This is a genomic window from Agathobaculum desmolans ATCC 43058 (assembly GCF_000701665.1).
In the GTDB taxonomy this organism is placed as follows: domain Bacteria; phylum Bacillota; class Clostridia; order Oscillospirales; family Butyricicoccaceae; genus Agathobaculum; species Agathobaculum desmolans.
The window spans coordinates 97,040-108,498 of the sequence record NZ_JNJN01000001.1; the positions used below are offsets into that span (position 1 = coordinate 97,040).

Annotated in this window: 11 protein-coding genes; all 11 read right to left on the bottom strand. The window is 57.0% G+C overall.

All coding sequences use genetic code 11. The features are described from left to right. Positions 1-100: 100 nt before the first annotated feature. The 11 genes from gpmI to rbfA all read right to left on the bottom strand — a co-directional run bounded on the left by gpmI (position 101) and on the right by rbfA (position 11,421). Entirely contained in the window at positions 101-1,837 is a 1,737-nt protein-coding gene (gene gpmI / locus T363_RS0100450) for a 2,3-bisphosphoglycerate-independent phosphoglycerate mutase (RefSeq protein ID WP_078096842.1), read from the bottom strand. A gap of 107 nt (positions 1,838-1,944) precedes the next feature. Then, entirely contained in the window at positions 1,945-2,715 is a 771-nt protein-coding gene (gene tpiA, locus T363_RS0100455; RefSeq protein WP_031472164.1) for a triose-phosphate isomerase, read from the bottom strand. Between the two features lie 244 nt (positions 2,716-2,959). Beyond that, the gene (locus T363_RS0100460) at positions 2,960-4,159 is read right to left on the bottom strand and encodes a phosphoglycerate kinase (protein ID WP_031472166.1); all 1,200 of its coding nucleotides are present in this window, start codon (positions 4,157-4,159) and stop codon (positions 2,960-2,962) included. A gap of 224 nt (positions 4,160-4,383) precedes the next feature. Continuing rightward, the gene (locus T363_RS0100465) at positions 4,384-5,259 is read right to left on the bottom strand and encodes a DegV family protein (RefSeq protein WP_031472168.1); all 876 of its coding nucleotides are present in this window, start codon (positions 5,257-5,259) and stop codon (positions 4,384-4,386) included. Positions 5,260-5,269: 10 nt separating this feature from the next. Continuing rightward, positions 5,270-5,755: a tRNA (uridine(34)/cytosine(34)/5-carboxymethylaminomethyluridine(34)-2'-O)-methyltransferase TrmL gene (trmL, locus tag T363_RS0100470; RefSeq protein ID WP_031472170.1), complete on the bottom strand. Its 486-nt coding sequence runs from the start codon at positions 5,753-5,755 to the stop codon at positions 5,270-5,272. Positions 5,756-5,883: 128 nt separating this feature from the next. Then, entirely contained in the window at positions 5,884-6,825 is a 942-nt protein-coding gene (locus T363_RS0100475) for a hypothetical protein (RefSeq protein WP_154658712.1), read from the bottom strand. Continuing rightward, positions 6,734-7,312, bottom strand: coding sequence for an RNA polymerase sigma factor (locus tag T363_RS0100480; RefSeq protein ID WP_242840204.1), 579 nt, complete (start codon positions 7,310-7,312; stop codon positions 6,734-6,736). The genes T363_RS0100475 and T363_RS0100480 overlap by 92 nt, the downstream gene beginning before the upstream one ends. 864 nt (positions 7,313-8,176) lie before the next feature. Next, positions 8,177-9,082, bottom strand: a complete 906-nt coding sequence (gene ribF / locus T363_RS0100485; protein ID WP_031472176.1) for a riboflavin biosynthesis protein RibF — start codon at positions 9,080-9,082, stop codon at positions 8,177-8,179. 107 nt (positions 9,083-9,189) lie between these two features. Then, positions 9,190-10,107 (bottom strand): tRNA pseudouridine(55) synthase TruB, encoded by a 918-nt coding sequence (gene truB, locus T363_RS0100490; protein ID WP_031472178.1) that lies wholly within the window; start codon positions 10,105-10,107, stop codon positions 9,190-9,192. Next, entirely contained in the window at positions 10,094-11,053 is a 960-nt protein-coding gene (locus T363_RS0100495; RefSeq protein ID WP_031472180.1) for a DHH family phosphoesterase, read from the bottom strand. The genes truB and T363_RS0100495 overlap by 14 nt, the downstream gene beginning before the upstream one ends. Further along, positions 11,050-11,421, bottom strand: a complete 372-nt coding sequence (rbfA, locus tag T363_RS0100500; protein WP_031472182.1) for a 30S ribosome-binding factor RbfA — start codon at positions 11,419-11,421, stop codon at positions 11,050-11,052. The genes T363_RS0100495 and rbfA overlap by 4 nt, the downstream gene beginning before the upstream one ends. Between the last annotated feature and the right edge of the window lie 38 nt (positions 11,422-11,459).

Consider the following 11,459-nt stretch of genomic DNA (forward strand, 5'->3'; position numbering starts at 1 on the left):
AACGGAGATATTGATACTGGAGAATGTAGCGTTCCGGTATCCGGCACAGCCAGATATTTTATTTGCGCACACCTTCATTCTCCATTCTGCATTTTCCGCGTTACTGCACCAGCAGGCTGTGACCCGTCATCTCTTCCGGCTGCTCGAGTCCCATCATTTCCAGCATAGTGGGCGCAAGGTCGGCAAGCACGCCGCCGTCCTTCAGCTTGCCCTCGTGACCGATCATCACAAGCGGCACCGGATTGGTCGAGTGTGCGGTAAACGGCGTAACACCGTCCGCATCGAGCATCTGATCCACATTACCGTGGTCTGCGGTGATCAGGCACTGGCCGCCCATCTGGCGGATCGCGTCAACCACCTTGCCCACGCCGTCATCGGTCGCCTCAATGGCCTTGACCGCCGCCTCAAACACGCCGGTATGACCGACCATATCGCAGTTGGCAAAGTTCAGGATGATGACATCGTACTTGCCGGACAGGATGCGCTTCACGCATTCCTCCGTCACGGCCGGTTCGCTCATCTCCGGCTGGAGGTCATAGGTTGCCACCTTGGGAGAGGGGATCAGCGCACGGTCTTCACCCTTATACTCCTTTTCCACACCGCCGTTAAAGAAGAACGTCACATGGGCGTACTTCTCGGTTTCGGCAATGCGCAGCTGGGTCATGCCCAGATCCGAGATATATTCACCAAAGGTATTGGTCAGGCTCTGCGGCTTAAACGCCACCTCTACCCCCGCAATGGTAACGTCATACTGCGTCATGCAGACATAATGAATATTCTTTTTCTCGCGCTTGAAGCCGTCAAACTCGTGATCGACAAACGCGCGGGTGATCTCACGCGCACGGTCAGGACGGAAGTTTGCAAAGATGATCGCGTCATCGTCCTGCACGGTCGCGCCTTCGGTCACAATGACCGGAACCACGAACTCGTCCGTTATGCCCGCGTCATAAGACTTCTGCATCGCCTCATGCGCAGAAGCCGCGTGCTCGCCGATGCCGCCCGCGATCGCGTCGTACGCCTTTTCCACGCGATCCCAGCGCTTATCGCGGTCCATCGCGTAGTAGCGGCCCGAAATCGTCGCAATGCAGCCCAGCTCGAGCGTGTCGATCTTATGCTGCAAGCGGTCGATATATTCCATGCCCGACTGCGGCGGGGTGTCGCGGCCATCCATAAAGCAATGGAAGCAAACCTTGCGCAGGCCGTTGCGGCGCGCCAGCTCAAGCAGGGCAAACATATGGTCAATGTGCGAATGCACGCCGCCGTCGGACAGCAGGCCGAAGATATGCAGCGTCGAACCGAACCACTTGCACTGGTTGATCGCGCTCATCAGCGCCTCGTTGGTAAAGAAATCACCGTCCTGAATGGACTTGGTGATACGGGTCAGCTCCTGATAAACGATGCGGCCTGCGCCGATATTCGTATGACCGACCTCGGAATTGCCCATCTGGCCATCCGGCAGACCGACATCCAAACCGGAGGCACCAATATAGGTCATCGGATTTTCTGCAAAAATCTTGTCCAGATTCGGGGTCTTTGCCGCCTCGATCGCATTGCCCTTTTTCTCATCACGATGGCCGAATCCGTCCATGATGATCAGCGCAGTCGGCTTTTTCGGCTCATCCGCCTTTTTAGCAGCCGTCTTGCGGGTCGCAGTCTTTTTCGCTGCGGCTGTTTTTTGGGTCGTTTTGGCAGCCGTCTTACAGGCAGCCGGCTTTTTGGCAGCTGCCTTGACTTCTTCCGCCTTGACCTCGACAGCCGGAGCCGGTTTGACTGCGGCCTCTGCAGCCGGGGCTGCTGCCTTGACAGCCGCCGCACGCGGCAGATTATTCTTCTTCATAAAACAGTTAACTCCTTCAGGAAAGTGACGAAAGGGGACAACGTTGCTTGCCGATGTCCCCTCCCACACATACGGTGCCGGATGATCCGTTCACCGTATTCAGTATCTTATTGGTTGGCTGCTTCTACGATGGTCGCGAAGTCAGCGCTCTTCAGGGAGGCACCGCCGATCAGGCCGCCGTCAACATCCGGCTGCGCCAGCAGTTCAGCCGCGTTCTTGGCATTCATCGAACCACCGTACTGGATGGTGATGCCGCGGGCTGCACGTGCGCCGTACTTCTCGCGCAGGCAGTCACGGATTGCGGAGCATACCTCATTCGCCTGCTCTGCAGTAGCGGTCTTGCCGGTACCGATCGCCCAGATCGGCTCATAAGCGATGACAACCTTCTTGATGTCCTCCAGCGCAACATCCTTAAGTGCGATCTTGATCTGCTTGCGGATCACTTCCATCGTGACATCCTGCTCACGCTCGGTCAGGCTCTCGCCGACGCACAGGATCGGGCGCAGGCCGTTCTCCAGCGCCACAAGTACCTTCTTGTTGCAGGCTTCGTCGGTTTCGTTGAAGTACTGGCGGCGCTCGGAGTGGCCGATGATCACGTACTTCACGCCCAGCTCCTTGAGCATATCAGCAGAAATCTCGCCGGTAAACGCACCGGACTTCTCATAATGCATATTCTCCGCACCGATGGCGATCTTAGAGCCCTTTGCAGCCTTTACAGCCGCCTGAATATCGGTAAACGGCACGCAAAGAACCATCTCACACCACTTGGTCTTGGAGAGCAGCGGCTTCATTTCCTCAATGAGAGCCTTAGCTTCAGCCGGCGTCTTGTTCATTTTCCAGTTGCCGGCAATGATGGTCTTACGGTATCTGCGATTCATGTTGGTTTTACCCCTTTCAGAATTTTGGACGGACGCTCCGCCCGGATCATATATATGTATTATACAGAGCGCCGCGCGCTCCGGTATAACGCATGTTCCGCACACCGGCGGCGTCTGTACGCGCCGGTGTGGTGTTTGATTGGGCAGCGCCGCCTTACAGCGATCCCCGTAAAAACCCGCAACACGCGCGCGGATTTCTACACAGCCCCTTTCTGTTTGAAGCGGTACGCTTCAAACAGGCATCTTACTTGTCCAGCAGGCAGGCGATACCCGGCAGTTCCTTGCCTTCAAGGAATTCCAGCGATGCGCCGCCGCCGGTGGAGATGTGCGTGATCTGCTCTGCAAAGCCAAGCTGCTCACAGGCCGCAGCAGAGTCGCCGCCGCCGACGATCGTGATCGCCTCGGAATCCGCCAGCGCCTGTGCAACCGCGATGGTGCCCTTGGCAAGAGTCGGGTTCTCGAATACGCCCATCGGGCCGTTCCATACAACGGTTTTCGCGCTGCGAACCGCATCTGCAAACAGCGTGCGAGTCTTTTCACCGATATCCAAGCCCTGCTTATCTGCGGGGATCTTGTCGGAATCCACTGTCTCAACCTCAATCGGCCCATCGATCGGATCCGGGAAGTCTGCAGCAACAACCGTGTCAACCGGCAGCAGCAGCTTCACGCCCTTTTCTTCGGCCTTCTGCATCATTTCCTTGCAGTAATCGATCTTCTCCGCATCGAGCAGGGAAGTGCCGACACTGTAGCCCTTGGCAGCAAGGAAGGTATATGCCATACCGCCACCGATGATCAGGGTATCGACCTTTTCGAGCAGGTTATTGATTACGTTCAGCTTATCGGAAACCTTCGCACCGCCGAGGATGGCAACAAACGGACGGGACGGATCGGTAAGCGCCTTGCCCATCACGCCGATCTCCTTCTGGATCAGGTAGCCGCAAACCGCAGGCAGGTAGTTTGCAACACCGGCCGTGGAAGCATGCGCGCGGTGAACCGTACCGAACGCATCGGAAACATAAACCTCCGCCAGACTGGCCAGCGCCTTGGCAAACTCCGGATCGTTCTTGGTCTCGCCCTTATCAAAACGCAGATTCTCAAGGAGCATCACGTCGCCTTCCTGCAGGGCCGCAGCCTTGGCGCGGGCGTCCTCACCGATGATGTCCTTTGCCATCACAACCGGCTTGCCCAGCAGCTCGGACAGACGCTCTGCAACGACCGCAAGGCTCAGCTCCGGTTTCCACTCACCCTTCGGCTTACCCATGTGCGAGCAGAGGATGACCTTCGCGCCCTGCGCGATCAGGTACTGGATCGTGGGAAGCGCCGCAACGATGCGCTTATCGCTCGTGATTTTGCCGCCCTTGGTCGGAACGTTGAAATCACAGCGACAAAGAGCCGTTTTGCCCTTCAGATCGATGTCTTCAACGCTCTTCTTGTTGTACTGCATAAAATCCTTCTCCTTTATCAAATATATAAAAGTATTCGAACGCAAATATCATGATAACGGTTCCGCTTTTAACAGAATTCCGCTTCCATCTCAAAATTATACTCTTTATTCGATTTTATAGCAAGCAAATTCGAGAAAGCTCTCGTATTTTTGCTCCGTTTTAGAATTTTTTTGCGTTTTGCAATAATTTTTTGTGAAACATTAAACAATATGACCAAATCTGCTTATTCATGGGGCTGCCCGTAAAACGCGACTGCCAGCGCCTGCGGCCCGGTATTGGTGATGACCGATGGGCCGATCGGGCAGCGAATGACCGCCTTAAAGCCGATCTCCGTGCGCAAACGCTTTTCCAGCTCTTCCATGCGTTCCCCGGGCACCGCACCGTACAGCAGGATCGCCGTCTGTTTTTCCGGCTGCTGCACACGGGCCGAAACCTTGCGGATCAGACCGGATACCAACGCTTTTTCCCCGCGCACCTTGTCGCATACCTGCACGCCGCCGTCATACACATGGCTGATGGGCTTTAGGCCGAGCGCCTCCCCCACAAAGGCCGCACCGCCCGAAATCCGGCCGGATTTTTTCAGGTGCTTCAGACTGTATACGCCCAAAAACGCCTCCACCCGGCTCAGCCGGCTGCGCACCAGACTGACGATCGCATCAAAGCTGTCGCCCTGATCGCGCAGGCTGGCCGCCATCACAACAATGTGTCCGTAAATGTAGGTATAGGTTGCGGAATCGAACAGCTCAATATGCATCCCGCCGCCGTATTCCTCGCGGAACATATCACGGGCGAGACAGGCGGCCTGATAAGTGCCCGACCCCTTGCCATTGATCAGCACGCCCAGCACATGGGTGCAGCCGCGCTCCGCCGCACGGCGGTAGGAATCCAAAAACACCGTCGGCGTGACCATGGCAGTCGTCGGGATCTCGCGGCTGTCCTCCAACAGCTTCCAGTATTCTTCCGCAGTGATATCATAATATTCGCGGAAGGTCCGTCCCTCATGCGTCAGCGAGATCGGCACGATCTCGATCCCGTAGGCTTCGACCTGCTCCTGCGGGATATCTGCAGACGAATCGGTCAGAATATGAATCTTTTCCATCAGTTCCTCCTCAATTCTGCGGGAACGGCCCCGCAAGCCTCAGGTTTTCAAAGCCGGTCTGCCGCAGCGCCTCAAATACAATAACCGCCACCGAATTGGACAGGTTCAGGCTCCGCGCCCCCTCACGCATCGGAATGCGCACACAGCGCTCCGGATGCGCGACCAGCAGGCTTTCCGGCAGTCCCTTTGTCTCCTTGCCGAACATGAGATAGTCCCCATCGTGATATTCCACCTCGTGATAGGCATGCGGCGCTTTGGTAGTGGCGTAAAAATACCGACCGTCCGGATTTTTTTCAAAAAATTCGTTCAGGTTTTTATACATGCGGACATCGAGCAGATGCCAGTAATCCAGCCCGGCGCGTTTCATCCGCTTATCATCGATCGCAAAGCCGAGCGGCTCAATCAGGTGCAGCACACAGCCCGTTGCCGCGCAGGTGCGGGCGATGTTGCCTGTGTTCTGCGGGATCTCCGGCTCAACCAGAACAATATGCAGCATAATTCTTCCCCATTTTTTCAAAGCTCTCTCTATTTTATGGTATTATCAGCTTTTTTTCAAGCCGATTCCTGTTTTTTTACAAAAAAATCTCCCCTGACCGCTCCGGATCAGGGGAGAAAACAAATATGTTATGCAATTTCCGCGTAAACACCGTACAGATAGCCCTGTGTTTTGGCCTGCTCGTCGGTGAGCACCTCGCCGGTGTAGCGCGGGCCGCTCAGGTCATCCGGATCGTCCGGATATTCGACCGCGAGCTTGCCGGTGTGCAGGGTAAGGGTCTGGGTGTCGGTCGTGCCGTCCGTAAAGGTAACCGTAACGGTCAGCTTAGCACCCTCGAACGCATCCACACGGCTGTGCCATGCCGCTCGCAGATCTTCGTCCTCCTCGTGCTGCGTCGGCGCATCCCACAAACCGTAGCTGGCTTCCGCGTCATAGGACTCCTCAAAGCTGGCGCCCAGCTTCCAGCTCAGATCCGCCCACCACTGATTGCGCTCTGGCAGGCCGCTTACGCTGACGGCATCCGCGCCGTCCAGCCGCGGATCGGTGCCTTGATGCAGCTCCGCCACATCATCGTGCGATACCTCGATCCGCTTTGTACGATACAGGCCGCCCTTGTCGATCGACGCGCTGACCCCCGCGATGTTATCGCCCGTTACCTTGAACAGACAGCCGGAGAAAAAGCCCTTTTCCGGGTCATCCGCACCCGCTCCATCGTCAAACACGATCTTGCTGTCCCTCGGCTGCATGGTCTCGCCCGTATCCGCAGCATACGCCACGATGCCGAACGAATTCGCCACCGCACCGGCCAGCACATCCGCCGCCGGCTGTCCGCTGCCGCGCGCCTGCCATACCGCCGTGCCGCCGACGATCACACCGAACGCGCACGCCGCTGCCAAAATCCGCTGCGCCATGCCGAGACGGCGGCGCGGCTTCGCCTGCAAATGCTGCGGCGCATCCTGCTGTGCGGCGCGGCGTACTTCACGCGCCGCCGCCAAGGTGCGCTGCTTGAGTTCCTCGGGCGCTTTTTCGTTCTGCATCCGGTTCAGTTCGTCCATTGTCTTTTTGTTCATCGTCAGATCCCTCCAAGTCCAGTTTCAGTTGCTTACGCGCACGGTGCAGCCGTGTGCGTACAGTCGCCGGCCGGCAGCCGACCATCGCGGCGATCTCCGCAGTATCATAGCCTTCCACATAATGCAGATGAACGACGGTGCGCAGATCCGGCGGCAAGGCATACACCGCCTGCCACAGTGCGCTGTGGTCGTCCGGTTCGGGCGCGGCGGCATCAGGTGCGGCCTCCAGCGGCGCAGTGCGCCGAAACCACGCCGAACGGCGCAGATCGGTACAGCGGCTGATAGTTACCCGCAGCAGCCACGCTTTCAGGTGCTCCGCATCGCGGAAATCCGTCGTATCCCGCAGCAAACGGAGAAACACCTCCTGATATACGTCCTCCGCATCTGCCCGGCTGCCCAGGCGGCACAGCGCCAAGCGGTATACCGCGTCGCCGCAGGTATCCATCGCCTCGCACAGGAATGCGTCGGATCGCAGGTTTGTTTGCACGGTGCTCTCTCCTCCTTTCTGTAAGCAACACGAACCAGCCGGGAAAAAGGTTCCCAATGAACATTTATTTTTTATATTTTGGCTTGCAATGGATGATTATCGTCGAACTATCCAATAAATCGCATATCTTATCAGCAATTTGCACAATGCGTGCATCACATTTATAGAAATATTCAACAAATTATATCTTGCTTTTTTAGGATAAATCACTATAATAATACTTGTAAGACGAAATGATAAAACCCAATAGGAAGCAGAAACCGTCTCTCATAAACAATGCCGCTTATCCGGCGGAGATTCGGTCACTTTCTCTTTGCTTGCTATACTGCAAGATAATCTTATTATATCGCATCTTTCATTGCCACACTTATCTTTTAACTTTCTTTCTCCACTCTCTTTGAGGAAAAAACTGCCCTGCGGGGCAGTTTTTTCTGCTTTTTTCCCAAAAACACACCTCGAAACTGCCGTTGCGGGAAGCCTGTAAAAAATCTTTTACCAATGCGGAGGATCACAACGCGCAGGGAGCCGAGCGCTTCTTCCGCAAACCAAAACAGCCTCCCGGAGCAGATGGCTCCGGAAAGCTGCCAGCTTGTCAAAAATGTTTTGTTATGGAGTGTGAGCAATACGCGCGGCAGCGCGCATCCAATAGAAAATTGCAGCTTGCTGCGATTTTCATAAAAACCCGCGACCGGTGCGTGGGTTTTTATACAAGGGGACGGAGGATTGTGCCCGAAGGGCGCGATCCGCAGTCGCAGATTCGATCGAAAGCGTGGTTTCGATCGAGAGCCTGTCGAAAAACTTGCGTTTTCGACAGGCTCACAGTCTCCCGGAGCAGATGATTCCGGGAGGTTGTCGATTGACTGGTTATTTATGAAAAAAGTCCCGTGTCTGCTGTACGTTTTCCGCAATCGCCGCGCGCAGCGCCTCGACCGATTCAAACTGACGCTCGGGCCGCAGGAACTTGTGCAGCTCCACATGGATGAGCTTACCGTAAAGGTCACCGGCAAAATCCAGAAGATGCGGCTCGATCGTCGGCGCACCGCCGTCCACAAAGGTGGGCTTGACACCGATATTGGTCGCCGCAATATAGCCCTGTCCGTCCACCAGCACACGCGCCGCATATACGCCGTAGGGCGGCAGCGCCATCTCGGCCGGCAGACGCAGATTGACCGTCGGCACCTTGAGCACGCTCGTACCGACCTTTCTGCCGTGCTCAACCACACCGGTCACGGTATATGGATGACCCAAAAAGTGTGCCGCGCCCTCCATATCGCCCTGAGAGATCAGCTGGCGGATGTAGGTAGAGGATACAACGATCCCATCCACCAGCACATCATCAATGCAATCATACCCGATACCGGCTTTTTCACATTCCACCGCCATGCCATCGGCATTGCCCTGTCCTTTATAGCCGAAGCGGTTGTTGCGGCCGGAGATGATCCAGCGCGCGCCGAACTGGCCGATCAGCATCTTGTGGATAAAATCACGCCAGTCCATATGCTGCATTTTCTCATCAAAATGGCCGAAAATGACCTCATCCACGCCGCCAAGCTTTTTGATCTCCTCCCGGCGGTAGGCATTTGCTGTCAGCAGCGGCACCTGACGCCCCAGCACAACCGAATCCGGATGTACGTCAAACGTAAATACCGCGCTCGTGCCGCCGATCTGTTTCGCCCGCTCGACCGCCTTCTCCATCAATGCCTGATGGCCCCGGTGCACACCGTCAAAATAGCCCAGCGCGATCACGCGCGGCTTTTCATATCCCTGCATAGGGTCTCCCCCCTGAATGATTTGATAAGTAAGCATCGAAAACCGGAACGGCACCGGACTTTGCCCGGCAACCGCTTCCGCTGCATCCGTAACCCGTCCTTGCGGCATTATCGGAAATTTTTATAAACAAACAGCCCGAGTCCGCCCTTATCCAGCGCGCGAACCTGCCCGAGCATCCAAAAACGTCCGTTGTGATACACCCGGCACAGGGCATCCTCCTGCTCGGGCATCCCCTGCGCCTGCCGCGGAAACACAACCGCCCCGCGTGCGATCCGCTCCGCGCCCTCTTCCGAAAGCATGACCGCCGGATGCTCGGTAAACAGGCTGTCGGTCGGTATCAGCAGCCGCTGCACTTCTCCCGCCTGCGCAGCCTGTTCAACCGCGTCAAAGGAGCAGCAGTCCGTGAGCGCATATGCGCCCGACCGGATACGCACCAGACTGTGCATGACCGCATAGGTGCCAAGTGCCTCTCCCAGATCGTGCAGGATCGTGCGTACATAGGTGCCCTTGCTGACCGTCAGCCGCACAACGCCTTTTTGCGCCGCTTCCTCAAATGCCAGCAGCGCAATCGCGTGCACAGTGATATCCCGCGCCGGGCGCTCGACCGCCTTTCCCTTGCGGGCAAGATCGTACAGCTTTTGTCCGTTCACCTTGACCGCGGAATACATCGGCGGCACCTGCTTCTGCGGGCCGAGGAATGCCGCCAGCGCCCGTTCGACCGCTGCGCGATCAGCACGTATGCCACTGGTGCGCAGCGTCTGCCCGGTCACATCCTGCGTATCCGTGCAGAAACCAAGCGTAAAGCCCGCCTCATAGGATTTATCCTGCGCCGCGGCAAAGTCGGCCGCCTTGGTCGCGCCGCCGACAAATACCGGCAGCACCCCGGTTGCCAGCGGATCGAGCGTGCCGCCGTGGCCGATTTTCCGCGTGTGCAGGATCCCGCGCAGCTTGGCCACCACATCATGCGAGGTAAAGCCCTGCGGCTTGTCCATCAGCAGGATGCCGTTCAGTTCAGCGTGCTGCATGATACTGCTCCCGTGCAGCTGCAAGGATCGCCTCGCAGGCCTCCTGCATTCCGCAATCAAAGCTGGCGCCCGCCGCGCGGATATGCCCGCCGCCGCCAACCTTTTTGCAGATCGCCGCGGCATCCATCTCCTTGGTGGTGCGCACGGATACCTTAACCGTACCGTCCTTGTTTTCGGTCAGCGTAATGCCGATCTGCACCCCTTCGACCTGCCGCGTCAGCGAGGCGATCGAATCCAGATCATCCATATCCGCACCGGTGCGGTCGATATCCGCACGCCACAGCAGCGCAACCGCGATCGCACCGTCCTCATAGAACGCCATGGTATCAAATACGATGCGCTCCATCTGAAAACGCGGCATGGTTTTGGTTTCGAACAGGGCACGGTTGATTTCGCCCCCGTCGATCCCTGTGGTCAGGCAGGCCGCCGCGACCGCATGGGTGTGCGCGGTCGTGTTGGAGTACTTAAAACATCCTGTGTCCGTAGAAACACCAACATAAATGCACTCCGCAATCTCGCGCGTCAGCTGCACGCCCAATGCCATCAGCAGGTCATACAGTACCTCGGCGCAGGCACCCGCATCCGGCCGGATCAGATCTTTTTTCCCAAATCCGGGATTGGAACCGTGGTGGTCAATCACCAGATCGACCTTTCCCTTATACGGCGCCGCAGTATCCGGAAAAAGCTTTTCCTCCGCAATATCCGTCGAAACGATATAGCGCGGTACAAACCCCTCCGGCGGACGGCAGGGCACGATCATCGGGGCATAGCGCCGGGTGATCTCGGGATTTTCCATGATATACGCGGTTTTCCCAATCTGCCGCAGACCGCGGCACAGCGCCCCCGCGCAGCCAGTGGTATCCCCGTCCGGACGGCGGTGGGTCAGGATCAGAATATCATCCGCTGCCAACAGCGCCGCTGCCGCACCTGCGATATCCACGGTCATTCGGTGTCCTCCCCTCCGAGCCGCCCTTCGCTTTTCAGCTCATGCAGCACTTCAGAAATATGCGCGCCGTGTGTGATCGAATGATCCAGCTCAAATACCAGCTCGGGCGCATAGCGCAGCTGTACCTTGTGCCCGACCTCGCGCCGCAGCCATCCCGCTGCGGATTTCAGACCCTTCATGACCTCTTTCGCCTGCGCATCGCTGCCCAACACGGAAACATAGCATTTGGCATAGCGCAGGTCACCTGTCACTTCACAGTGTACGATGGATACCATCGCACCCTGTACCCGCGGATCCTTGACCGAGCGGATCGCCTCGGCCAGCGCCTTCATGACCTCTTCTGAAATACGGTCGATTCGTGTAGACATAAAACAAACTTCCTCCTTTTCTGAGGATAGGGTACAAA

Bases quoted from the DNA above. Each gene is read 5' to 3' on its own strand.
- gpmI (WP_078096842.1), bottom strand. From the start codon at position 1,837: ATGAAGAAGAATAATCTGCCGCGTGCGGCGGCTGTCAAGGCAGCAGCC.
- tpiA (WP_031472164.1), bottom strand. From the start codon at position 2,715: ATGAATCGCAGATACCGTAAGACCATCATTGCCGGCAACTGGAAAATG.
- T363_RS0100460 (WP_031472166.1), bottom strand. From the start codon at position 4,159: ATGCAGTACAACAAGAAGAGCGTTGAAGACATCGATCTGAAGGGCAAA.
- T363_RS0100465 (WP_031472168.1), bottom strand. From the start codon at position 5,259: ATGGAAAAGATTCATATTCTGACCGATTCGTCTGCAGATATCCCGCAG.
- trmL (WP_031472170.1), bottom strand. From the start codon at position 5,755: ATGCTGCATATTGTTCTGGTTGAGCCGGAGATCCCGCAGAACACAGGC.
- T363_RS0100475 (WP_154658712.1), bottom strand. From the start codon at position 6,825: ATGAACAAAAAGACAATGGACGAACTGAACCGGATGCAGAACGAAAAA.
- ribF (WP_031472176.1), bottom strand. From the start codon at position 9,082: ATGCAGGGATATGAAAAGCCGCGCGTGATCGCGCTGGGCTATTTTGAC.
- truB (WP_031472178.1), bottom strand. From the start codon at position 10,107: ATGCAGCACGCTGAACTGAACGGCATCCTGCTGATGGACAAGCCGCAG.
- T363_RS0100495 (WP_031472180.1), bottom strand. From the start codon at position 11,053: ATGACCGTGGATATCGCAGGTGCGGCAGCGGCGCTGTTGGCAGCGGAT.
- rbfA (WP_031472182.1), bottom strand. From the start codon at position 11,421: ATGTCTACACGAATCGACCGTATTTCAGAAGAGGTCATGAAGGCGCTG.